This window comes from Shewanella sp. GutDb-MelDb (assembly GCF_002836075.1).
GTDB lineage: Bacteria > Pseudomonadota > Gammaproteobacteria > Enterobacterales > Shewanellaceae > Shewanella.
In genome coordinates this window covers 39,795-63,757 of sequence record NZ_PJBM01000227.1, presented here as the reverse complement: position 1 = coordinate 63,757, position 23,963 = coordinate 39,795, and the positions used below count along the sequence as shown (strand labels likewise).

Below are 23,963 nucleotides of genomic sequence, written 5' to 3'. Positions count from 1 at the left end.
ATGAAAAAGTTATGGGGCTTGCTGTTATTGCCTTTATTATTTGCGTGTAGTCAGGACTCCAGCGACACCGCTGTAGTCGTAGCACAAGCCATTCATGAACATGATCGTTGTCATATGTGCGGCATGATGATCAAGAAATATCCTGGGCCTAAAGGTCAGGTGCATCTAAAAGGACAGCTGATTACTCCTAAATTCTGCTCGACTCGAGACATGTTTAATTTTGCACTACAAAGCGAAAATCAACGTCAAGTGACGCACCTTTTTGTGCATGATATGGCAACAACGAATTGGGAATCGCCCGAAGATAGCGCCTTTATTGATGCTAAAACAGCATGGTATGTCTATGGTGCGAGTAAAAAAGCGGTAATGGGTCCAGCGGTTGCTAGTTTTGGTACTAAAGAAGGCGCGCTCAAATTTTCTCAGGAGTTAGGCGGCATAGTGCTGAGTTATGACCAAATTGATACCCAGTTACTTGCAGGTGAGTAACCTTAATTAGGCTTATTTCAATGTCAAAAATGGCTCATGTTATCGCCCTTATTACGATTATTGCAATCGTTGTGCTTAGCAATGCTGTGATGGCGGCAACATGGATAGTTAATAATAACTCTGAGCTACGTGAGCAGTTACTTAGTGCTAACGCTGGGGATACCATAATACTGCAAGCTGCTAGTTACACCGGTAATTTTGAGATCACTAAAGCGTTAATGTTGAAAGGGTTAGAGGGTGCTGATATTGATGCTCTAGGCCATGGCAGTGCGATAAAAGTCAGTGCCAGCGATGTAGCTATACAAGGTCTCAGCATTCGAAATTGGGGCGCCGATCTGTATGAAAATGATGCCGGTATTTGGATTGCAGAACAAACGGACAAGATAACGATTAACGGTAACCGCTTAGTGGGCGATGGGTTTGGGATCCGCGCCGACGATAGCCGAGAGTTGACTATCCGCCATAATCGAATCTCTGGTAATCCCTTGTTGCACGTTCTTGATAGAGGTGATGGCATTTATCTCAATCGCGTTGAGCAGGCCGTCATTGAATTCAATAAAATCGATCATGTCAGAGATGGCGTCTATATCGAGTCGAGTAAAGGCAGTTTAGTTACCAACAACCGCTTTTATGGGCTGCAGTACGGCATTCATTACATGTATAGCGAGCAAGATGAAGCTTACGGTAATGTGAGCGAAAATGTGAACGGTGGTTACGCAATCATGAGCTCAAAATTGGTGTATTTACATCATAACAGGACACAAAATGCCACTGAGTATGGCGTGTTATTAAACATCACCAATGGTGCGCGTATTGAGTTCAATGTATTACGAAATATCCATAATCCTAATGGACAGGAAGCCTTGGGCAATCAAGGCCGAGCCATGTTCATTTACGGCGCCTTAGATAATGAGATCCGTGGGAATGAGTTTGCGATGAGTGATATAGGTATTGCGATGGCAATGGGTGGAGAGAAGAACCGTATTTATGAGAACAACTTTATTAATAACCTTATTCAAGTGAAATATGTGGGCGATGAGTTACTGCAGTGGAGCTTAGCGGGTCGCGGTAACTATTGGAGTGGCTACATGGGCTGGGATCATACTCAAGATGGCATTGGCGCGCAGAGTTATCAAGCTAATGATTCAATGGACAAACTTTTTTGGCGTTATCCTGAAGCCAAATTCTTAATGAATAGCCCAGTTGTTTCCCTTCTGCGTTGGGTTGAGTCGCAACTGACCGTATTCACGGTCACTGGCATTAAAGATGATTACCCGCTAATGCAGCCGTTTCCGATCAATCATCCTGTTGAGTCAGATATGTTCGAAAGTGAGTTTGTCTATGAACAGTAATACGAGTCCAACTTATAATATCCCAGTGGTCAACGTTAAACATGTGGGGCTACGCTTTGGTGATGTTGAGGTATTACATGACATTAATTTGGATGTGTATCAAGGGCAAACGTTAGCGTTGCTCGGCCATAATGGCGCCGGTAAATCTAGCCTAATAAAGTTGATTTTAGGCTTAATTCCGCCCACTACAGGTCAGTTAACAGTACAGAGAGGACAAGCGTCACAGCAGCGAGTCAATCTGGGTTATCTGCCAGAAGATGTCAGCTTCTATGACAAGTTAACGGGTTGGGAGGTGCTTAGCTATTTTGCCGCGCTAAAAGGGGTAAAAGCCCCACGGGTTAAGCAACTTATAGCTGAGTTTGAATTAGAATACGCACAGCATCGCCCCTTAAAGACCTACTCAAAAGGAATGAAGCAACGACTTGGCGTGGCTCAGGCTATTTTGTCGCACCCTGATATCTTATTACTGGATGAACCGACCGTTGGCCTTGACCCACAAGCCTCACAGTTTTTGTATCAAAAAATAGCGTCGCTCAAGCAACAGGGCTGCGCAGTGATTGTATGTACTCATGAACTGTCAATTGTTGAGAAGCATCTCGATAGTGCTCTCTTGCTGGCGGGGGGACGTCGAGTCGGCTCTGGAACACTCGATGATTTGCGCCACGCAAGTGGCCTAAAGACCCAGATTAGGCTGCCAAATTTCACTGATAAAGTGCAGGGCGATGGTTTTTTACAGTCTTTTAGTCATGGACAAGCATTATTAGTGGCTAGCAGCGAGCGTAAGACTGTCATTGAATATTTAGTTCGACAGAAGTTTTGTACTGATTTCAGCGTCATCGAGCCAAGTTTAGAGGCTATTTACCATCACTTTATGCAACAACAACCCCTGAGTCCGCTGCCATCGGATATTGCCGTGGCGGCTACGTCGAAAAAAGGTTGGTTGCAGTCACTACAGTCTTTATTTAGTCCTATCTCAGGTCAGAGTTTATTATGAATAGCATATCGTTAACTTCTCCTATTCTGGTCATTGCTTACAAAGAGCTACGTGATAGTTTACGTAATCGTTGGATCTTATTTATGGGCAGTATATTTATGTTGCTGTCTTTATCCGTCACGTTTGCGGGGAGCGCGGTAACAGGGGAGTTGGCTTTACCTCCACTAGCCAATTTAATGTCGAGTCTATCCACCACTTCGGTGTTTATTATCCCCTTAGCGGCGATTTTGCTCAGTTACGACAGCTTTGTCGGTGAGCAAGAGGCTGGTACATTATTGTTGTTATTGTCATATCCTATCAGTCGTAGCCAAATTCTCATTGGTAAACTGCTGGGCCATAGCGTGGTTATGCTCATTACCACCAGTTGTGCTTTTGGTTCGACGGCAGTGCTATTGCTTGTTTTTGGTAGCCAATACTCAGTGGTCGAAGTGGTGAGTGTTTTTGGGCAATTCATCATTAGCAGTAATTTATTAGCGCTGATTTTTATCTTGTTGGGTTATATCGTTAGTTTGCGTGCGACAGAGAAGGCTAAGGCAGTCGCTGGGCTATTGTTTGTGTGGTTCATTTTGGTGTTAATTTACGATCTGCTGCTACTCACGGTATTGGTATCTGATGTGGTGTTTATGGATAAGCAGGTGCTGAATATCCTGATTGCATTGAACCCAACCGATCTCTATCGAGCGATTAATTTGGTGTCTGTTGATGCGGATAGCACGGGTACTGCGTTTGCAATGATCGGCGAAATCGATTGGGGTATGTCGGTGATGTATTCGTTAATGTTGGTCTGGATCTGTGCTTTGGTTGTTATTTCTCAAAGGATCTTTAGTCGTAAACCGTTATAAAGGGTTTCCTTTATCTAGTCTAAATGTGGCATGATGACGCAAAATTAGAGAGTGCTAAATCTGATTGTTCATAAATACTTTTCATTTTGTGAACAATGACATACCTCAATTAACTATGAACACTTAATTGAGGTTTTTGTCACAATAGCAATTTATTTCTATCACTATAATTTGTGACAATGTGCAGGTTTAATTAGCTCACTCAAATGACTAAATTTTAAGAGGTTAATCTTGCTAAGAGTTACTCCATATCTGGAGCTAGATCAGCAGGCAAAGCAACTGGTCGATCGTGCTAATAATACGACGATCAGCCTGACGTTTTCAGAATCTGCAGTTTTATATCAATTGTTGATTGCCGATAGCGTATGTGGAAAAGAGGCATTACTCGATGCCGGTTGGCCTGATCGTGTTGTTGCCGCTACCTCTTTAACACAATGCATTAGCACGCTGCGGAAAAAACTAGAAGCCTATCCAGAAGTACAACTTAAAACCGTGGCTCGCCGTGGCTATGAGTTATATGTATCGAAGCGATCGCATATTAAAATGCTGGCGGTGAATGATGCTGAATCGATAAAAACAGCGCTTATAGATGTTCCTATGTTGGTCAAAATCGGCGGGATTTTAGTCGTTTTAATACTCATTTTGTGGTGTTGGTATAACAGTGACTATCACAGCACGGTTAAGAACAGCAGTTTGTGGAATGCGGATAAAAAAATAGCATTAAACATCGGCGGCACTAAAGAGATCGTACCGATGTTTTATCAAAGTAATGTTGAGCATCTACATCAGTCAATGTGGCAAAAGCATCTAGCCCCCGAAAGTAACCATTTAACCCATATTGACGACTTCGAAGGCTATGTCGCCACAGATGGGCGTAACTACTCAATGGCGGTCTGTCCCAACGTTATTGATGGTGAATGTACTGGCCATAACTTGATGAACATCACCGCAATTGATCCTAATCCAGCAGGGCTTAATATTAGTCAATTTGCTGAGCTTACTGAGCGGCTTGAGAAAAGGATCCGTTACAACAAGATTATAATTCCTCGCAATGAAAATGAAAATGAACTCGGAGACATTACCGAGCACCACTATCATGCCGATGTCTATTTTCCTGTGGCGGGAGAGCTATTGGTACGTTCTGATCTCAGTCTGTCATTGATCTATGAGGGGGATAATAGCGGGCAATTTTATTCGGCGGCTTGTATTACTGATGAAGACTGCCTAACGACACCGATTAAGTACAAGCTGCGTGGTACGTTTAAGCAATATCAGCAACAGATTAATGGTTTAGATGTTGATGTGTTTCAAGTGAAAGTGAGTCAAAAAGAGTTTATTAAACCTGAAAGTGTTAGTCCGTCAGCAATGTATTTCTATCGAGCGATTAGGAAACACGATATTACCGATGAAGTGTTGTATTTTTATCGAGTGCATACTGATGAGAATAGTGCCGTGTGGATTTCACCGATATTGGGCAGCATTGTCGCTTGGTATAAGTATGATCAGGTAAGGATCTAAACACCAGATCTAAAGAAAAAATCTGCACAAAATAGGGCTCTCAATAATGAATATGAGTGCCCTATTAGTTTTTGATGTGATTTAAACTGGACTCAGATTAATGGGGACTGTTATTTAATAAATGCGAATGCATCACCGTATAAATGGTCTTCTTCAACCCCCATGCTACGGAACACTTCTCGCGCTGCACCGACCATATCAAACCGGCCTGCAATATAGATGTCGTAGCCATTCAAGCTCACAAAGTCAGTTTTTAGTTGCTCTAACAAGTTAGCTTGTTTGCCATTCCAGTCGCTAGGCGCCTCTTCTACCACGGGCACAAAGTGCAACCAAGGGTGTGCATCATGCCACTCACGAGCAATCGATTCATAGTACATCGCATCAATGGTGCGGCAACCCCAATATAGCGTGGTCTCAATCTCTTGTCCGAGTGCTATCTGGTGCTCAACAATACTCTTGATGTAAGAGAATCCAGTACCACCAGCAATCAGTAAACGTGGGCGCAGACTGTCATGGCGTAAATGAGCGTCGCCACCGGGTATTTCAATCTCAATTGTACTGTTATTCGCTAAGCAGTCTTTAAGGCGCTCAACCACTTGCATTGGATAGCTCTCGCTAACCGCAGCACCAATGTGAAGCTCTAAGTGTTGGCTATCAGGCGCTGAAGCGATAGAGAAAGGACGCTTGTCAGTCTCTCCCATCACGACGCAAAGGTATTGGCCAGCTTTAAAATCAAAGGCAACAGCAGACTTTAAAATAACCTGAAATACCGCATCATTAAACGGTGCGACTTTTTCAATTGTACAACTAATGGTGTTCATCTTTAATCCTTGATGAGCCTCTCTTTGGAAGCTTATTCAACATACATTTTGCGTATCGCCTAGGGGCTATACCGCGTTATAGGGTGGGGGCGTCATCTATTCCTAGATCGCTCCATATAGCATCTATTTTTTGTTTGACGGCTTCATCCATCACGATAGGTGTACCCCATTCACGATCGGTTTCACCTTGCCATTTATTGGTTGCATCCATGCCCATTTTGGAACCGAGTCCAGTCACGGGCGAAGCAAAATCGAGATAATCGATAGGCGTATTTTCTATCATTACTGTGTCACGCTTGGGATCCATTCGAGTCGTAATGGCCCAGATCACATCATTCCAATCTCGACAGTTGACGTCTTCGTCGACGACAACAATAAATTTGGTGTACATAAACTGACGTAAGAACGACCACGCACCCATCATCACACGCTTGGCATGACCCGGATATTCCTTACGGATAGAGATCACTGCCATACGGTATGAGCAACCTTCTGGTGGCAGATAGAAGTCGATGATCTCTGGGTATTGTTTGCGCAAAATAGGCACAAAAACTTCATTCAATGCTAGACCTAGCATAGCTGGCTCATCAGGTGGACGGCCGGTGTAGGTGCTGTGGTATATCGCATCTTTTCGATGGGTCATGTGGGTCACACTAAAGACAGGGAAAGAGTCTGTCTCATTGTAGTAACCGGTATGGTCACCGTATGGACCCTCTTCAGCCATCTCATCAGGATCGATATAGCCTTCGAGAATGATTTCGCTGGTGGCGGGAACTTCTAAATCACAAGTGATAGCTTTACACACTTCAGTGCGCTCACCACGGAGCAATCCCGCAAAGGCATATTCACTCATAGTGTCTGGTACAGGGGTCACGGCTGCTAAAATGGTGACAGGGTCAGCGCCAATAGCCACGACGACGGGGTAGCGCTCACCGGGGTATTTCTCTTTGAAATCTTTAAAGTCCAATGCGCCGCCGCGATGATCAAGCCAGCGCATAATCAGTTTGTTTTTACCAAGTAATTGCTGACGATAGATCCCCAAATTTTGGCGCTTTTGGCGTGGACCTTTAGTAATTGTCAGCCCCCAACTCACCAAGGGAGCAACGTCTCCTGGCCAGCAGTGTTGGACTGGCAGTCGGGTTAGATCAACTTCATCGCCGCTTTTGACCACTTGTTGGCAAGGTGGATTACGCACTGTTTTAGGCGGCATGTTTAAGGCTTGCTTAAACATCGGGATTTTTGCGATCACATCTTTAAAGCCGCGCGGTGGCTCTGGTTCTTTTAGAAACGCGAGTAGTTCACCGACATCTCGAAGTGCGAGAGGATCTTCTTTACCTAAAGCCATAGCGACTCGTTTCGGCGTACCGAACAGATTCACTAGCACTGGCATGTCATTACCGACAGGGTTTTCGAATAACAGAGCGGGGCCTTTTGAGCGCAGAACGCGATCGGCAATCTCTGTCATTTCCAAATGAGGGTCGACTGGATGACTAATACGCTTAAGCTCACCATTGCTCTCTAGGTGGTCTATAAAACTGCGTAAATCCTTAAAACTCATAGGGGAATTCTCATCGCTATAAAGTGTGATATGGCGCGCACTATAGCATTATTCACGTAGGCGTTAAACGCCTGTTCATCAAAGCCGAGTACGCTAAAGATCCAGTCGTTAGTTATAGGTTGGTTTTAACATTCGACACGACTTTAAATGGCATTGGTGTAAATCGTATTTGGGCGTAAAATAGGTCAATGCTTTATGTTTTGCTAATGTAATATTAGCGTAGGAGTATGGCGATGAAACAACTTTTAGTGAGGTTATTTACGGTAATACTGCTGGTGTCGAGTTCTGCATGGGCTGGTAATGCGGTTTCACAGCAGCATTTACGCTTTGTCGCACCGCCACTATGGGCTGTGAGTAACGTTAGTGTGGGCGTAGGCTGGGGCAGTGGTTGGAATTCAAATTTTAATGACCCATGGCGCTGGAATGTTGGTGTATCAAATGGGTGGTATTCGTACCCATATCGTGGCCGCTATTACCGTCCAGGCTGGGGCCACTATGGTTCTCGTTGGGGTTATAATCGTAACCAATATACATCCCCTTATCGTTATCAGCAGCCTGTTTACCGTCAAGCAGAGGCTAAAGTTATATCGCCTCCAGAACGAGTGACAACCAGTGTTAGCTATGCAACGGGCTTAACGCATTTGCCGGAAAATGCCCGTGTGGTACAAAAAGATGGTCACACTGTTTATGAGTGGCAAGGGGTCGAGTACGTGTTTGACTGGAATAGTAAAACCTACAACAAGGTTGATTAACTTAGTTTGGTGTCAAACATGTATTAACAAGGTCGCACATATAAGCGCGACCTCACGCTAATGCAAATCACCAAACCACTTCAGTTATTACATTCTCAGTTTCACCAATAAGGGTCTTGACCACATTATTGTCAGCATCGAGTAATATCAATCTGGGTATACCGGTGTTGGCAAATTGGTTATAGATACTTCTATCGGTATCAGCAACGAGGGCAAAGTTGAGTTCATACTCTTGGGCAAACTTATCGAGCGCCGCGTTATTTTCCTCTCGACCAATACCAATAATATCGACATTAGGGCTCAAATAAATATCTGACGCGGTGAGGTGTTTGATGGTGCGTTGTGAATCATGGCACCAAGTGGCGAATAAAATGAGTAACTTATTATTACGCGACTCGCTCAGGTCAATGCTGTTTCCTTGAGTATCAACAAAATGGGTTACAGGCACTTTGTCACCGGCTTCCACATAGGTTAAGTATTCTGTTTTGTTTTGCTGAGCAGTGGCGTGTTCGATATTGTTTGCGCAGCCTGTTGTCGTCAATATAAACAAGCTGGTTAGGATCAGTGTTAGGGCTCTCATAGGGCATCCATTCATCTGTAAGTCGCCCTAAAGTAACAAAGCCTAACCCATTTGTATAAGGCTTCTTAAAGCTTGTTGTATGCAGCATTAGCAAAGTCGGCTGATAGTGCTTAGAGACCATAGGCAGCTAGCCTGTGAGAAAAGGACGGGGTCCCTTTACTCAATATTATAGCGAATGGAAGAAACGCTCTGGTCTTGGCAGGTAGTAATTATCGTAGTTAGCCGAAAATACCACGGTTTTTGAACGGCCAACGATTTCGGCTCTTGGCACAAAACCAATCATTCTTGAATCCGCACTATGTTCGCGATTATCTCCAAGCACCAAATAATGCCCTTCTGGTACTGTAATGGGGCCAAAACTAGATTGACGTGTAATAACACCTTGCCCCGACATCCCTGCAATTTTTACCTGATGGCTTAAGCCCAAAAGGTGCTCAACCCGAATGTCTGAATTATCCAATTTTGGCTCGGACGCGTCGCTATACTGCAGTACTTCACCATTAATCGATAACACATTGTCGCGCATTACTATTGTGTCAGTGGGAAGGCCTATTACTCGCTTGACCAATTTCTTGTTACTGGCCTTTGAGTCAAAGATAACGATGTCGCCACGTTGCGGATCAGCAAGCTTGGCAATGGATATATGGGTAAACGGAATACGCAGATCGTAAGCCATTTTATTCACCAGTAGACGATCACCTTCGACGATGGTGGGTTTCATTGAACCTGTGGGGACACTGTTCCAGTCGGCAACTGCGCTTCTGAACACCAGCATTAGTGAAATAAACAAAATAAGTGAGCGGTTCTGTTTTAGTAGCGTTAGAAATCTTCTCATACAATAGTTCCTTTATTGATTTTGGTGCTTATTCTCCTATTTGAGACTATGTCACTCTGCAAAAATTCATATTTCAGCTAGATATAAAGGTAACCAAATATGAATTGCGAGTCTGTAGAGGGTTGTATCGATGATTTTTACGTGCCAATTTGCTGGATAATACAGCAAGAAAACCGCTATATTGCAGAAAATGCATTAAATGGTCTATTTGTTGCCCAGTTGAACAAATAGAGGCTTTACATTCTAACTCGATATCCCTATTATTCACGGCGTTCGGAGAGATGGCAGAGTGGTCGAATGCACCGGTCTTGAAAACCGGCATAGGTTTGTAGCCTATCTAGGGTTCAAATCCCTATCTCTCCGCCACATTAAGATGAAGGGCTACCAGAAATGGTAGCCCTTTTTCGTATGGGAAAAGAAAGATAATGATAGTTAGAGTCAGCTTAGGGTTTGTAGCGCAGTCACGTAGGGTTCAAATCCTTATCTCTCCGCCACATTAAGATGAAGGGCTACCAGAAATGGTAGCCCTTTTTCGTATGGGAAACGAAAGATAATGATAGTTAGAGTCAGCTTAGGGTTTGTAGCGCAGTCACGTAGGGTTCAAATCCCTATCTCTGCGCCACATTAAGATGAAGGGCTACCAGAAATGGTAGCCCTTTTTCGTATGGGAAAATAAGAATCCTAAGGTTCCTCTTGATTAGAACCAGCTATCTCTCTGCCATATTAAGACGAAGCCCTTAGCTGAAATGCTAAGGGCTTTTTGCTTTTCTGCTATTTGTGTTTAAACATGGCCGAATTGAACCCTAAGGGTTCCTATTGTTTAAAGCCAGCTATCTCTGCGCCACATTAAGATGAAGGGCTACCAGAAATGGTAGCCCTTTTTCGTATGGGATAATAAGAATCCTATTGTTCCTCTTGATTAGAGTCAGCCGCATTAAGATAACGCTATTTAATCGCTCTGGTGTAAGGCGATAGCCACTATTTCAATGCAAAATAGATATCGGTAATCAGCTCGTTTTCAGGGACTGCTGGAAACAGGTTCATATATTGGAAGAACAGCGGAAAATCTCTTAATTGCTCTCCACTTGTAGGTAACCAATCGCGGTAGAATTGATAGATTTTTTCATCCATCTGCTGATGCGATCCTAAATGTCTTATTTTGGCAAAGCGGCCGCCGGGAATCATTTTGGCGATCACGCCGTAATCATTGGCCTGTAACTCTTGGGTGAGGGAGCCACAAATGTCAAAGTGAAACTGCTCGGCAGGTACAGTGTTGGGGTCGTTATACGGCACGCCTATCGATTGGCTGCTGGCCACTGGAGAGTCGGTTGTGGCTTTGCGCCACTCAATAAACTTTTGGAGTGAGTCGTTGAGTGTTTGCGGCGCGCCGTGGTGTTCCAATACAGCAACTTGTGTCTCTTCTCTATGGGTTAATTCTATATTCACAGTATCATTCCTCGTTAGGTTCATTTTCTCATATTCGTCACTCCACAGCTGCCAATTCGGTGTGAGTCGAAACTGAGATGGAGTTTGTATAAATGCCTTTTTAAACGCACGAGAGAAGGATTCTGAGTTTTCAAAGCCAGCATCAAGCGCGATATCCGTTATCCGCTCATTAGCATGAAATACTAATCGATATGAGGCTCTTTTAAGACGCATCATCAAGATGTATCTCCCAACGTTGATCCCGGTAAAAACCTGAAACTGTCGATGAAAATGATATTTCGAAAAATGAACCACCTGACTCAACTGTTGCACATTTAGGTCGTCGTCTAAATGCAGGGCAATATAATCGCAAATCGCGACAATTTTGGCTGAATAGTGTTGGCTTGTCTGCTGGCTCATTTCAATCTCTCCTCAAGTGCGAAGCTATTATTACAGTGAACCACAGACGTTACCTGACCGAAATTGCTGACTAGTTTATTAATCGTTAAAATCCGCGTCGCTTCCAGAATGCACCTATTTTGTCACCCTCTTCATTGAGGTGTACTTTAAAGGTTTTCTCGGCAATGACTTTGCCTTTGAGCTCAAGTGTCATGCGCCATTTGCCGACTTTATTGTGTTCTGGTGCCCAGATGGTGTCGCCAATGTAGAACTTCCAGTCATTAGACTTTATGTAAACTTCACCGTCAAAGGGGGGCCGAATATCGCCGTTGGCATCGGGAATGTCGGGATGGTATATGCAGTAGCGTAATACTTGGTTCTTGGCTTTTTTTATCTGCGCGACAAAACCAAACTCAATGTCGACTTCAGCGGGCACGTGTATCGTTGCTTTCGTCAATTTAGGCAAGTCATCACTGTCTTCGTCCCATTGGGTGAAAATACCGCTACGAATGATATTGACATCAGGTTTGAGTTTAGACATGAGTGGCAAGTCTTCATGTAAGAGTTTAAGAGGTAATAAGGATACCCAAAATAGCGCCAACTTTCATGTTACGCAGCTAATAGGATTAAACGTGAATATTTCTGTACAGCATAAAATGCTGTTCGAGTGGACATTTTTAGCAGGCAAGGTAATCTGATGTGGACTTATGTATCGAACATTAGCATTTTTATAATCATCAATTTGATAGCTAGGTAGTGTTGATGCTATGGATTGAAACTGCATAAGCCGCTTACTTACTTCTCAATTCAATTAGGATGAAGTCAACTTTATGAATCTTGCTACTCTATTTTACGTCTACGACCCTATGTGCAGCTGGTGTTGGGGTTATAAACCAACATGGTCACTGTTAGAAAACCAACTAAAACAACAATTCCCAGACCTCGCTATTGAGTATCGTTTAGGCGGGCTAGCAGCCGATACCGACGAGCCGATGCCGCAAGATATGCAGGTCTTTTTACAGCAGACATGGCAGCGTATTTCAGTGCAGTTAGGCACTCAATTTAACTTTGATTTTTGGACTGAGTGTCAGCCAAAAAGAGCCACCTATCCAGCGTGTCGTGCAATATTGTTGGCGCGGGATGCAGGGCTAGAAGCCGAGTTTTATCTTGCGGTGCAGCAGGCGTATTATCTTGAAGCGAAGAACCCTTCAGATGATACAACATTGGTTGATATCGCCAGCAAGTTAGCAATGGATCGTGAGGCTTTTGCTAAAGCGCTCAATAGTGATTTAACCAAAAGTCGATTGCAGCAAGAGATAAGTCAAACAAGACGGTTACCCATTCAGGGCTTTCCCTCTTTGGTGCTGGCGCTAAATGGCGACTTAATATTAATTGAGTTGGATTATAAAAATGCACCAACCAGCTTTAACCAAATTGCACTGCTGATGAAAGAGGCCAAACTCGAAGTCTAGTGGCTAGGGCTACTCTACACAGTTAACGTGGTGCTCATTGTTGACGGTTAAGGCGAGTACTTTCATATATTGGTTGTGGGTAACATAACCGCAGCGGCCGTTAATTTGTTCACCAGAAGACAGCCGGATGCGATAGATATATTCACCATCCACTTGTTCGGTGCTGTGGTGAATACGCATGCTTTTAGACGGATCGATATTATCGAATACCAGATTATTGTTGGGGAGACTGACTTCAACGCGGGTCAGTAGTTGCCCGGACTGGTTGTTGATCTCAACGCTAGGCATAATGAAAAAATAAGCGTGGTAGCCTATAAATAAACACAGTGCGGTAAATAGGGTGAATATAAGGCAACTTCGCATCAATACTCCTAAGTGGACGTTGAGTGATGTAAATCAATTTTTATAAGTATAGAAAACGATTCCATTATTTTTATTTCACGCTTTAATTCGTGTATCACTATTATCCGCGGTTAATGGTGATATCAGAGATATAGCCATGTTCTGTTGCCGTCAGGGCTTGCTTTAACATCAGAGCGGCTTCTTCTGCGCTCATAAAGTGACTGGTATTAAGGGATTTACCACTGGTATCCCAAAATGATGTTGCCATCCCCCCTGGATATACCGCAATCAGTTTCATCGGATGGCTCTTTAACTCTAGTCGAACCGACTCAACTAAACCTCGCACCGCCCATTTTACGGCGCAATAAGTGGACTCTTCAGCCTTAGCCATTTGCGCGGCCGTTGACATCACAATCACCACCGTGACAGGCTTATCTTTATAACGTTTTACGGCCTCGCGCAGGAGCATTATTGCCGAGGTGACATTGTTGCTGATCAAGGCATTTATCGCCGCTGCGGATTGCTCTTCTAAACGACCAAAATAGCCACTCCCCGCACTGTGAATGATGACAGAGGGCGTTTGTGGCAATGAATCAAATAAGCTGATGACAGAGTGCTCATTACTGAGATCGCAGCTGTGAGGGGTGACATTGGCACCCAAGTTTGCCGCGAGAGTGTTTAAACGTTCTGGATTACGACCGCTGATGCAAACTGCGGATTCTTGACTGTATAGTGTCGCCAACGCTGCGCCTAAACCTGAGCTTGCACCTGTGATCAATACCATCGCGGTCTATTTCCTTTGATTCTGTCTATACACAACGACCTGAATATGCTCGTTGCAGAGGTGTTGCGCCAGCGTAATTGTAGGCGTATTTAGGTAGAATTACTCTATTACTAGCAGTGGTTGTTCAAAGTCTATTTGCTCACCATCTTCGATTAATATAGCGGTGATGGTGCCACTTTTATCTGCCGCAATACGATTCATCATCGTCATGGCTTCAATGATACAAACAATGTCGCCTTGCTTTACCTGTTGCCCTAGAAAGCATAATGGCTTGTCAGTATTTTTATCCGTCAGATAGAGGGTGCCAACCATGGGTGATAGCAGTTTATGGCTGTCTAAATCATCATAGTGTTTGCTCGCGCCAGTATTGGAACTTGGCTCTGCCGTCGGCGCGGCCACACTGCTTGCGGGGACTAGAAATGTTTGTACGCCAGCTTGAATAGGCAGCGGACTGTGACGGCAAATACGCACCGACTCTTCACCTTCTTTGATCTCTAGTTCGGCAATATCCGACTCTTGAACTAACTCAATCAGCTTTTTTATCTTACGAATATCCATATTGGGCCAGTGACCTTATTTTTGTTTTGATGCGTTCAGCTGAGCGATCGCCGATTGTAGTGCAAATTGATAACCCTGAGCGCCTAAACCGCAAATAACCCCCACGGCTTTATCGGAGAAATAGGAGTGGTGGCGGAAAGGTTCGCGACTATGGACGTTAGATAGATGCACTTCGATGAAGGGGATTGCGACGCCTAAAAGTGCATCGCGCAGCGCAACACTGGTATGGGTGAAAGCCGCGGGATTGATAATGACAAAATTGGCATCGGTATTATGTATCGCCTCAATTAATAGGTGCTCGGCGTTAGATTGAATATGATCTAACAGCACGTTGGCATCAGCAGCTTGCTGTTTTAGGCCATTAACAATGTGCTCAAGGGTATGATGTCCATAATGCCCGGGCTCTCTGCGTCCGAGTAAATTCAGATTAGGACCATTGACGAGTAATATTTTGGCTTGGCTGCTCATAAAAAATCCCCTTGGATAAACCGTATTAAAGTACGCTATTGATTGATTTAAAATCAATCAATAGGTTGTTGAACTAAAATTAGTGTTCAATGTTCAATGTTCACTTTTATTTTGTCTTAGGGCTTTGGTTGCCCCTTTCTGCTTTTTACTATCAATGCGGCGACGTTGGCTGCCTTTAGTCGGTTTAGTGGCAATTCGCTTTTTTTGTACGACAGCGACACTCGCAACTAAAGCGACAAACTGCTCTAGCGCCGTTTGACGGTTAAAGTCCTGGCTACGACTCTGTTGGCATTTGATAATGATCTTGCCACTTTTTGTGATGCGATGATCGGCTTTAGAGAGCAAACGTGCTTGGTAGAACTCAGGTAAAGATGAGTTCTTAATATCGAAAATCAGCTGCGCTGCAGTAGATACTTTATTGAGGTGTTGACCACCAGCACCACTGGAGCGTATAAATTGCCATTCAATTTCGTTGTCTTGAATAGAAACCGCGTTGGATATTTTAATTAATGCCAAGGAATAATACCTACTCTAAAAGGTTCATTTCAAGCCCAAGTTGACGATGCTAAGCTTGATGAAGGTCAATGTTAACAGACTTTAAGCTAAAATAAGGGCTTAAGCCGCTTTTCCTTCAATTTTGATTTGCTATCATCAAGCGATTATTGATACGACTTTTTAAACTAAAGTGTAGCGTTATGGAGCCTATATATGCTGTGTAAGATCCCAGATATCGCCAAAGGCGTCATTAGCTTATTTGCCAGTGGTCGATTATCCACTGAAGATTACGCTCAAATATTGCAGCCGATGATTGAAAAATACCGAGATAACAATGGCAAAGTGTGTTTATACGTTGAAGCAGATGTCTTGCTTGAAGGTTGGCAGCATGAGTCGTTAGCGGGGAGTGGCAAGGTGCAATTACCCAATTTCGAGGCCTTGGTACTGGTCGGTGGCCCTGACTGGTTTGGTAATGCCGTTAGGTTGCTAGGGCCCTTTATGCAAGGTGAAGTAGCGTGGTACCCGTTAGAGCAAAAACAACAAGCGATCGATTGGATTGCTGCGCGTACCTAGAGTTTATATATGCATAGGTATTGGTATACTAGTCCAAGAATAAATACGGGTGAGTACTTGCTCTCAGTCTATAAAAAGGATTAAAGATGTCTCTGTCAAAATTATCAGCAACATGTTTGGCGTTAGTGTTGGCCATGGGTATGACCGCCTGTGCGCCTGAAGTGGGTAGTGAAGCCTGGTGCCAGCAGATGAGTGAGAAACCGTCTGGGGACTGGAGCACTAATGAAGCTACTGATTATGCGAAACATTGTGTATTTAAATAACGCTATCATCCCGCGGCACTAAATGCGATGAAGTTCACTAAGGGCAATATAAAAAGTTGTGCGAAGTGAACTTTAAGATACTATGTCGGTCATATCTGGCAGACCGCTGTGTTTTTTAATTCAATTGATAGGTGAAGTTTGCGTTTATTTGCTCCTCAACATCTTCTAAAGCTAACAGCCGTGCTTATCGCGATTGTTCTCCTGCAATTTGTAGGCGGAAATCTTGGCGCGCACCAGTTACATTTAGGCGATCATGAGCAAGAGAGCGAATGTCACCCACACGTCAAATTTAATGCTGAAGTCAGCACATTAGTGCAATGTATTGATGACTGTACCTGTTCGCTAGAGCAACAAGCTAGCGAACAAGGCTCTGCATTGCATAAACATACTATTGTTAAGACAGAGTCGAAGAGTTTTGATTTGTGTCTTGATTGCCCTTGTCATGGTGGTCATGTCACCGCAATGTCAATTGCGTCGATAACACCTGCCATTCCAGTCGACGATATGTTGCATGCCAGTAATAAGCAATATCTACCACCCGTACCATTGCAAGATTACCGCCCTCCTATAGTTTGATCCCTATCAGCACCAAAATACAAAAATTCTGAGTCACGATGATAGCGCTTTGCTCTCGTCGCTAACCTGCAGTTGTATTTTATCTTTGCTGAATCTTTACCATTTATTTAGTGTGAAAAGTGCCTAGCAGACTACTTTTAGTGAGTCATATCACCACGGGTAATGCATCAAATGGCGCTTCCATACTACTCTTATAAAGATTGATACAGATCGACCAACAACGCTTTAGTTGTAGGTGATTTGTATGATATCTGACGTAATTGTTCTCCAATTAAAGGTGTCTTTGAGCATTCATTTTATGGATCTCTGAGGTAAACCTAAAATAGAGAATATCGTCGGATTGATAGGAATCGCGATGAAAAAAACCATAATCGCTACTCTGTTGCTCGGGTGTTGGGCAAGTGCCGTAACCTCACCAGTAATAGCAGCAGAAGCAGACTTAATGGCCGCAATGCCAGCCTCACAAATCAGCGCATCAAGTCACCAGGCTGGCCAGTTTAGCGACTGGCTGCCTAAAGTGATGTTGAGCTTTAACGCACTGCCAGAAATCCAAGCGCAAAGCGCACGACGTCAGCAGGCTCAATTGAGTGTTCAAGCCGCAGACAAAGCGGTTTATAACCCAGAACTGGGCATGAGCTATCAAAAAAATGACTCTGAAGCATCAGACGATACTTATACGCTCGACATCAGCCAAACCATCGATTGGGGAGACAAGCGTGGTGTTGCAACGCGGATGGCACAACTCGAAAACGAAATATTGCTGTCTGATATTACGCTCGAGCGCAGTCAAATGTTGGCTGAACGTCTGCAAGCGTTAGCGAATCAAGCCCAAGCTCAAAAAGCTCTTCAATTTCAAAAACAGCAGTTCAAACTCGCGAAAGCTCAACTGGATATTGCCCGCCAACGTACAGAAGTGGGCGATTTGTCTAATGTTGAGTTGCAGCTAATGCAACTTGAGGTCGCCAGTAATGCTGCTGTTTACGCCTTAGCTGAGCAAGCGTCAATTGCGGCAGATGGTGCTGTTTTAGGGTTATTTGGAGAGGTGAACTTACCGTTTGCTGACTTCTTAAATACCTTAACTATTCAAGCCAGCAAGGTCGATGTATCTCCTGAACTGCCGGCATTGAAAAGTGCGTATCAGCAAGTATTAGTCGCTAAAGTGGCAGCTAAACAGGCCCAATCCGATAACGCCGCAGACCCCACTATTAGCTTAAGTGCTGAGAGAGAAGGCGATGAAAATAAAGTCGGTGTTGGTGTGTCAATACCGCTGCAGTTTAGAAATAACTACAGCGAAGTGATTGCGGTGGCTAATGAAGGGATCACGATTGCAGAGCAAACTTACCTTGCACAAGAACGTGTATTACTGCAGCAGCAAAAGCAGTTTACTTTAAGCCTACCTAGACTCACTCAGCATTATCAAGATTGGCGTGAGTTGGTACTGACTTCAGGTTTGGCGGCGGCAAAGAGCTTAGCGCAGCAATGGAAAACCGGTGATATTAACACCAGTGATTACTTACAAAGCCAAAGACAGATGAGCAATAGCTATTTGGCTGGACTCGCTTTGGAATCAGCCCTGTATGAAAACTGGCTGACATGGATGGGAGCAAGTGGCCAACTTGAGTATTACCTCAATAGCCAGCTTCCACAAACAGCGCGTACCACGGTTAAGTAAGGGCCTGATTATGGAAAGCAATAGTATGAAAATCACTAATATTAAGACCAATAATATGATGACGGTAGAAAAAATGAATACTTCACTCAACATGTGCGCTAACAAGGGTGTTTTTGGATTAAATGCGATTACCCGCGCAATGAGCTTTGGTTTAATCATGGCGTTAAGCAGTGCGTTTATTATGCCGCTAGTGGCAACGGCAGGTGAAGGGCATGCCCATGAGCAAGAGAGTGTAGAAGAAACTTCAGCTAGCAAGGACGTAAGCACTGGCATTAAAGCAGACGATGGTCACGGCCACGATGCTGTCGGTGAAGCAGAAACAGAAGAAGAGCATGGGCTCGATGCGCTAAAACTTACCACTGAACAGCGTGAATTGGCTGGGATAGAGGTGGTGACGTTAACCGAGCAGAGTTTTAGTTTAGAAGCCGTTGCTACGGCAACATTAGTCGTTGATCGCGACCGCACCGTTACCATTGCACCACAAGTTGATGTGCGCGTCCAAAAGCGCAATGTGGTACCAGGTCAAGAAGTTAAGCAAGGTGATATTTTGCTGACTTTAGGGGGGGTCGCAGTGGCTCAAGCACAGGCTGATTACATTAATGCCGCAGCGGAGTGGAGTCGAGTTAAACGCATGAGTAAAAGTGCAGTAAGTGCCAGTCGTCGCTTACAAGCCCAAGTCGATGCTGAGCTTAAGCGCGCCACACTTGAAGCGATGAAGATGACATCAGAGCAGATAAAGGCATTGGCATCAAGCCCAGAAACCATCGGCAGCTATCAACTGTTAGCGCCGATCAATGGCCGAGTTCAACAGGACTTAGCCATGTTAGGCCAGATTATTCCAGCGGGTACTGCAATAATGCAGCTGACTGATGAGTCGCATTTATGGGTGCAAGCTGAGCTTACACCAGCGCAAGCTGAGAAAGTGAGCATAGGCACTAAAGCGATTGTGAAAGTGGGAGATAAAAGTCTAAACGCCAAGATCATTGGTCGCTCACATGAGCTCGATAGTGTGACGCGTACCGAGCAAATTTTAGTGAGCTTTGAAAATGCGGGCTATGTATTACACGCCGGACAGTTTGCTGAACTTTATTTACCCGATGCGCAACAAGGTGGGGTGATACTGCCTGATGCGGCGTTGACGCGTGGTGGCGATGGCGACTGGCAGGTGTTTATTGAAGATGAAGATGGTTTTGAAGCTCAGGAGGTTGAGGTTATTGAACGTCAACGTGGCATGAACCTAGTGCGTGGTTTAGCGTCAGGTTCTAAAGTCGTGGTTTCTGGAGCGTTCTTTTTAGCTTCTGAGCAAGCGAAGTCTGGCTTCGATATTCACAATCACTAAAGGCGGTCGCTATGTTACAAAAATTAATTGATGCGGCGATCCGCAACCGTTTGATGGTGGTGCTTGCACTCGTCGGCGCGGTAATCGCCAGTGTGGCTATGCTGCCAAATCTAAATTTAGATGCATTTCCTGATGTTACCAATGTACAGGTAACCATCAATACGGCGGCTGAAGGACTTGCTGCTGAAGAAGTTGAGAAGTTAATTAGTTATCCCGTTGAGTCGGCAATGTACGCGCTGCCATCGGTAACCGAAGTGCGTTCTCTATCTCGTACCGGTTTATCGATTGTGACCGTGGTATTTGAGGAAGGCACTGATATCTATTTTGCTCGTCAGCAAGTATTTGAACAGTTGCAAGCCGCCAGAGAGATGATCCCTGATGGGGTTGGGGTACCGGAAATTGGTCCCAACACCTCTGGTTTAGGGCAAATTTACCAATACATTTTGCGTGCAGACCCAGGTTCTGGTATTGACGCGTCGGAACTTAGAAGCTTAAACGATTACCTGGTAAAGCTGATTTTGATGCCCGTTGGCGGCGTCACTGAAGTCTTGTCGTTTGGTGGTGAAGTTCGTCAATATCAAGTTCAGATCGATCCCAACAAGATGCGCAGCTACGGCTTATCGATGGCAGAGGTGACGAGCGCATTAGAGAGTAATAACCGTAACGCGGGCGGTTGGTTTATGGACCAAGGCCAAGAACAGCTAGTGGTGCGCGGTTATGGTTTACTTCCAGCGGGCGACGCGGGTTTAAAAGCGATTAAGCAAATCCCACTCACTGAAGTTGGTGGCACACCGGTACGAGTGAGTGATATTGCTAATGTTGGGTACGGCAGCGAAATCCGTGTTGGCGCAGTAACCATGACTCGCCGTGATGAGGCGGGTAATAAACAAGTCTTGGGTGAAGTTGTTGCGGGTGTGGTGCTTAAGCGAATGGGCGCGAACACCAAAGCAACCATTGATGATATTAGTGCGCGTACCGCATTGATAGAGCAGGCACTACCTGATGGCGTATCATTTGAGGTGTTTTACGATCAAGCGGATCTCGTCAACAGAGCAGTAGAGACAGTGCGTGATGCATTGTTAATGGCCTTTGTGTTTATCGTGGTGATCTTAGCGTTATTTTTAGTCAACATTCGCGCCACCATGTTAGTACTGCTCTCTATTCCAGTCTCTATTGGTTTGGCATTACTGGTGATGTCTTACTTTGGTATGTCGGCAAACTTAATGTCACTCGGTGGCTTAGCGGTTGCGATTGGTATGTTGGTCGATGGCTCAGTGGTGATGGTTGAGAATATTTTCAAACACCTTACCCAACCAGACCGACGTCACTTAGCTGATGCGCAAGCACGTGCATCGGGTGAGGATGATCCGCACCATGCCGGTGAAGATGGTCTTGAGCTGGATGAGCGTAGCGGTATCGCGATGCGGATCACGCTGGCAGCTAAAGAAGTGTGCAGTCCAATCTTCTTTGCGACCGCGATTATTATCGTGGTGTTTGCCCCTTTATTCGCCTTAGAAGGTGTCGAAGGTAAGCTATTCCAACCGATGGCGATAAGTATCATTCTCGCCATGATCTCGGCACTCCTTGTCGCGCTCATCGCGGTACCGGCACTAGCGGTGTATCTCTTCAAGCATGGTGTGACACTCAAAGAAAGTGTGGTACTCAAACCTATTGATGCGGTATATCGCAAGTTGTTGACCGCCACAATGGGCAGTCCTAAAGTGGTCGTTATTACTGCTGTGGTGATGTTTGCCATGAGCATGATGCTACTACCAAGATTGGGAACTGAATTTGTACCTGAACTTGAAGAGGGCACGATTAACTTACGTGTGACGCTAGCACCCACTGCCAGTTTAGGGACTTCTCTGGAAGTTGCACCAAAACTGGAAGCTATGTTGCTTGAGTTCCCTGAAGTTGACTATGCCCTAAGCCGTATTGGTGCCCCTGAACTCGGTGGCGATCCGGAGCCGGTGAGCAATATCGAGATCTATATTGGCCTTAAGCCGATAGATCAGTGGGAGCATTCAGAAACACGCTTAGAGCTACAACGTAAAATGGAAGATAAACTCAGTATCTATCCTGGTCTGTTGTTTACTTTTTCCCAACCGATTGCAACCCGTGTAGATGAACTGCTGTCAGGTGTCAAAGCTCAGCTAGCGATTAAGATTTTTGGACCAGACTTGGACGTACTGTCTGAGCGTGGCCAAGCGTTAACCGACCTAGTGGCTAAAATCCCTGGCGCTGTTGATGTTTCTTTGGAGCAAGTAAGCGGTGAAGCACAGCTCGTCGTTCGTCCGAAGCGTGATCTATTAGCGCGTTACGGTATCAGCGTCGATGAAGTCATGAGTCTGGTTAGCCAAGGTATTGGTGGCGTGAGTGCCGGCCAAGTGATTGATGGTAATGCACGTTATGATATTAATGTGCGTTTAGCGAAAGAGTATCGTAGCTCTCCTGATGCCTTGCGTGACTTGCTGTTAACCGGAGTGAGTGGCGCAACGGTTCGTCTAGGAGAGGTTGCTGACGTTGTCATTGAAATGGCACCACCAAACATTCGTCGTGATGACGTGCAGCGCCGCGTAGTGGTGCAAGCTAACGTTGCTGGCCGCGATATGGGCTCAGTGGTTGACGATATCTATGCTGTGGTTCCACAAGCGGAACTTCCACCGGGTTATACCGTTGTGGTGGGTGGGCAATATGAAAACCAACAGCGTGCTCAACAGAAGCTCATGCTGGTAGTGCCTATCTCAATAGCGTTGATAGCACTGTTGCTGTACTTCTCTTTTGGTTCGATTAAGCAAGTGGCGCTCATTATGGCCAACGTACCTTTAGCATTGATTGGTGGTGTTGTTGCGCTTTATGCCAGCGGTACTTACCTTTCCGTACCGAGCTCGATTGGTTTTATTACCTTGTTTGGTGTGGCAGTACTGAATGGTGTCGTGCTGGTGGATTCGATAAATCAGCGTCGAGCTAGTGTTAAATTTGAAACCAATGCGTCACTTTATGACGCGGTATATGAGGGGACAGTGGGTCGTCTACGTCCGGTATTAATGACGGCATTGACCTCGGCGCTAGGATTGATCCCAATCTTAATCTCATCGGGTGTTGGCAGCGAAATTCAGCAACCTTTAGCCATAGTTATTATTGGTGGCTTATTCAGTTCAACTGCACTGACGTTGCTAGTATTACCCACACTTTACCGCTGGTTGTATCAAAACCGTAGCAAGACTAACGATTCAGGTCTAAGTAAGGATTTTGAAACGCTCGACTAGTCATACTTCAAACGCCCTAAGCGGATTTTAGCTGGGGCAAATCTACTTTAAACAAAGATTTTTCTTTGGCAAGGCTGCTGAAAGAGGTTGAAAGTGAGATACACAGCATTAGTCTGCCTGAGTATCTTATTCAGCCTTTATCGTTACGGTTTTTAATCGCGGTCGCATGAGTTCTATTATTAGGACGTGGTAATGAGTAACAGGGGAAGCGTTAATTTTCTGCTAACATTACGACGAGGTTGCCTAACCTGCTTAATGATTAGCTGATGTGGTGATTGATGAATTTAGTACGCGGAGCAGGATCGCTCCGCTTTTTCTATGTTAGTTAGGCTCTCGCTCGTGCAAGCTATGATTTATCTCGTAATTCTGCTTGTTAATAAACGATGGTGATGGCAAAGCTTAGCCTCCAAAAGCAGATCATTTTCGATGTAAAGTTGACCAACTGTTACCTATTGTGCGACTCCTCTTGCTTTTAACCTCCAGCTAATCATCGTTTTCTTTGATTCGCGCCTAGCGTTTCCATGGGGTTTTACTACACTAAAAATACGCTGCAGCAAGGGATTACTGCATAAAAGCACAAGGGAGTGTAA

Annotated in this window: 25 protein-coding genes and 1 tRNA gene; 15 read left to right on the top strand and 11 right to left on the bottom strand. The window is 44.8% G+C overall.

The features are described 5' to 3' along the window. The 5 genes from CXF82_RS12570 (at position 1) to CXF82_RS12550 (ending at position 5,192) form a co-directional block, all read left to right on the top strand. Positions 1-486, top strand: a complete 486-nt coding sequence (locus tag CXF82_RS12570) for a nitrous oxide reductase accessory protein NosL (protein WP_102044283.1) — start codon at positions 1-3, stop codon at positions 484-486. Positions 487-506: 20 nt separating this feature from the next. Then, positions 507-1,838: a nitrous oxide reductase family maturation protein NosD gene (gene nosD / locus CXF82_RS12565; RefSeq protein WP_102044282.1), complete on the top strand. Its 1,332-nt coding sequence runs from the start codon at positions 507-509 to the stop codon at positions 1,836-1,838. Continuing rightward, positions 1,828-2,832, top strand: a complete 1,005-nt coding sequence (locus CXF82_RS12560; protein ID WP_101090312.1) for an ABC transporter ATP-binding protein — start codon at positions 1,828-1,830, stop codon at positions 2,830-2,832. Before nosD ends, CXF82_RS12560 begins: the two co-directional genes overlap by 11 nt. Further along, entirely contained in the window at positions 2,829-3,674 is an 846-nt protein-coding gene (locus tag CXF82_RS12555; RefSeq protein WP_101090311.1) for an ABC transporter permease, read from the top strand. The genes CXF82_RS12560 and CXF82_RS12555 overlap by 4 nt, the downstream gene beginning before the upstream one ends. A 231-nt stretch (positions 3,675-3,905) precedes the next feature. Further along, positions 3,906-5,192, top strand: a complete 1,287-nt coding sequence (locus CXF82_RS12550) for a winged helix-turn-helix domain-containing protein (RefSeq protein ID WP_101090310.1) — start codon at positions 3,906-3,908, stop codon at positions 5,190-5,192. Between the two features lie 110 nt (positions 5,193-5,302). Here the strand turns inward: CXF82_RS12550 and fre are convergent, their stop codons facing one another. After that, complete coding sequence (gene fre / locus CXF82_RS12545; protein ID WP_101090309.1) at positions 5,303-6,013, bottom strand: NAD(P)H-flavin reductase; 711 nt, start codon at positions 6,011-6,013, stop codon at positions 5,303-5,305. Positions 6,014-6,089: 76 nt separating this feature from the next. Next, entirely contained in the window at positions 6,090-7,571 is a 1,482-nt protein-coding gene (ubiD, locus tag CXF82_RS12540) for a 4-hydroxy-3-polyprenylbenzoate decarboxylase (RefSeq protein ID WP_102044281.1), read from the bottom strand. A 233-nt stretch (positions 7,572-7,804) separates the two neighbouring features. Between ubiD and CXF82_RS12535 the strand changes: the two genes are divergently transcribed. Continuing rightward, positions 7,805-8,323 (top strand): hypothetical protein, encoded by a 519-nt coding sequence (locus tag CXF82_RS12535; protein ID WP_101090307.1) that lies wholly within the window; start codon positions 7,805-7,807, stop codon positions 8,321-8,323. A 67-nt stretch (positions 8,324-8,390) separates the two neighbouring features. On the opposite strand, the gene CXF82_RS12530 is transcribed toward CXF82_RS12535, so the two are convergent. Both CXF82_RS12530 and lepB read right to left on the bottom strand, forming a co-directional pair. Beyond that, positions 8,391-8,903, bottom strand: a complete 513-nt coding sequence (locus CXF82_RS12530) for a TlpA family protein disulfide reductase (RefSeq protein WP_102039164.1) — start codon at positions 8,901-8,903, stop codon at positions 8,391-8,393. A gap of 166 nt (positions 8,904-9,069) precedes the next feature. Next, positions 9,070-9,738 carry a signal peptidase I gene (gene lepB, locus CXF82_RS12525; RefSeq protein ID WP_101090305.1) on the bottom strand — a complete coding sequence of 223 codons (669 nt, stop codon included), beginning with the start codon at positions 9,736-9,738 and terminating at the stop codon, positions 9,070-9,072. A 99-nt stretch (positions 9,739-9,837) separates the two neighbouring features. Between lepB and CXF82_RS22605 the strand changes: the two genes are divergently transcribed. Both CXF82_RS22605 and CXF82_RS12520 read left to right on the top strand, forming a co-directional pair. Then, positions 9,838-9,969, top strand: coding sequence for a hypothetical protein (locus CXF82_RS22605; protein WP_257982779.1), 132 nt, complete (start codon positions 9,838-9,840; stop codon positions 9,967-9,969). Positions 9,970-10,013: 44 nt separating this feature from the next. Further along, positions 10,014-10,104, top strand: a tRNA-Ser gene (locus CXF82_RS12520). Between the two features lie 612 nt (positions 10,105-10,716). Here the strand turns inward: CXF82_RS12520 and CXF82_RS12515 are convergent. Both CXF82_RS12515 and CXF82_RS12510 read right to left on the bottom strand, forming a co-directional pair. Continuing rightward, the gene (locus CXF82_RS12515) at positions 10,717-11,583 is read right to left on the bottom strand and encodes an AraC family transcriptional regulator (RefSeq protein ID WP_101090304.1); all 867 of its coding nucleotides are present in this window, start codon (positions 11,581-11,583) and stop codon (positions 10,717-10,719) included. Positions 11,584-11,668: 85 nt separating this feature from the next. Then, positions 11,669-12,103 (bottom strand): DUF3859 domain-containing protein, encoded by a 435-nt coding sequence (locus CXF82_RS12510; protein ID WP_101090303.1) that lies wholly within the window; start codon positions 12,101-12,103, stop codon positions 11,669-11,671. Positions 12,104-12,392: 289 nt separating this feature from the next. On the opposite strand from CXF82_RS12510, the gene CXF82_RS12505 reads away from it, so the two are divergent. Next, on the top strand, positions 12,393-13,034 hold the full coding sequence (locus CXF82_RS12505; RefSeq protein ID WP_101090302.1) for a DsbA family protein: 642 nt from the start codon (positions 12,393-12,395) through the stop codon (positions 13,032-13,034). A 9-nt stretch (positions 13,035-13,043) separates the two neighbouring features. Here the strand turns inward: CXF82_RS12505 and CXF82_RS12500 are convergent, their stop codons facing one another. The 5 genes from CXF82_RS12500 to arfB form a co-directional block, all read right to left on the bottom strand. Then, positions 13,044-13,397, bottom strand: coding sequence for a hypothetical protein (locus CXF82_RS12500; protein ID WP_102039166.1), 354 nt, complete (start codon positions 13,395-13,397; stop codon positions 13,044-13,046). A gap of 100 nt (positions 13,398-13,497) precedes the next feature. After that, positions 13,498-14,160, bottom strand: a complete 663-nt coding sequence (locus CXF82_RS12495; RefSeq protein ID WP_102044280.1) for an SDR family NAD(P)-dependent oxidoreductase — start codon at positions 14,158-14,160, stop codon at positions 13,498-13,500. Between the two features lie 99 nt (positions 14,161-14,259). Continuing rightward, entirely contained in the window at positions 14,260-14,718 is a 459-nt protein-coding gene (accB, locus tag CXF82_RS12490; protein ID WP_101090299.1) for an acetyl-CoA carboxylase biotin carboxyl carrier protein, read from the bottom strand. Between the two features lie 15 nt (positions 14,719-14,733). Further along, entirely contained in the window at positions 14,734-15,186 is a 453-nt protein-coding gene (gene aroQ, locus CXF82_RS12485; RefSeq protein WP_102044279.1) for a type II 3-dehydroquinate dehydratase, read from the bottom strand. Positions 15,187-15,279: 93 nt separating this feature from the next. Beyond that, the gene (arfB, locus tag CXF82_RS12480; protein ID WP_101090297.1) at positions 15,280-15,702 is read right to left on the bottom strand and encodes an alternative ribosome rescue aminoacyl-tRNA hydrolase ArfB; all 423 of its coding nucleotides are present in this window, start codon (positions 15,700-15,702) and stop codon (positions 15,280-15,282) included. A 192-nt stretch (positions 15,703-15,894) separates the two neighbouring features. Between arfB and CXF82_RS12475 the strand changes: the two genes are divergently transcribed. From CXF82_RS12475 to CXF82_RS12450, 6 genes are all read left to right on the top strand, one after another. Further along, complete coding sequence (locus CXF82_RS12475; RefSeq protein ID WP_101090296.1) at positions 15,895-16,254, top strand: SpoIIAA family protein; 360 nt, start codon at positions 15,895-15,897, stop codon at positions 16,252-16,254. Positions 16,255-16,340: 86 nt separating this feature from the next. Then, complete coding sequence (locus tag CXF82_RS12470; RefSeq protein WP_101090295.1) at positions 16,341-16,517, top strand: DUF3012 domain-containing protein; 177 nt, start codon at positions 16,341-16,343, stop codon at positions 16,515-16,517. A 138-nt stretch (positions 16,518-16,655) separates the two neighbouring features. Beyond that, positions 16,656-17,093, top strand: coding sequence for a hypothetical protein (locus tag CXF82_RS12465; RefSeq protein ID WP_101090294.1), 438 nt, complete (start codon positions 16,656-16,658; stop codon positions 17,091-17,093). 355 nt (positions 17,094-17,448) lie between these two features. Then, positions 17,449-18,765 (top strand): TolC family protein, encoded by a 1,317-nt coding sequence (locus CXF82_RS12460; RefSeq protein ID WP_102044278.1) that lies wholly within the window; start codon positions 17,449-17,451, stop codon positions 18,763-18,765. A gap of 25 nt (positions 18,766-18,790) precedes the next feature. Beyond that, the gene (locus tag CXF82_RS12455; protein ID WP_374702337.1) at positions 18,791-20,104 is read left to right on the top strand and encodes an efflux RND transporter periplasmic adaptor subunit; all 1,314 of its coding nucleotides are present in this window, start codon (positions 18,791-18,793) and stop codon (positions 20,102-20,104) included. An 11-nt stretch (positions 20,105-20,115) separates the two neighbouring features. Beyond that, the gene (locus CXF82_RS12450; RefSeq protein ID WP_102044277.1) at positions 20,116-23,373 is read left to right on the top strand and encodes an efflux RND transporter permease subunit; all 3,258 of its coding nucleotides are present in this window, start codon (positions 20,116-20,118) and stop codon (positions 23,371-23,373) included. The last annotated feature ends 590 nt before the right edge of the window (positions 23,374-23,963 follow it).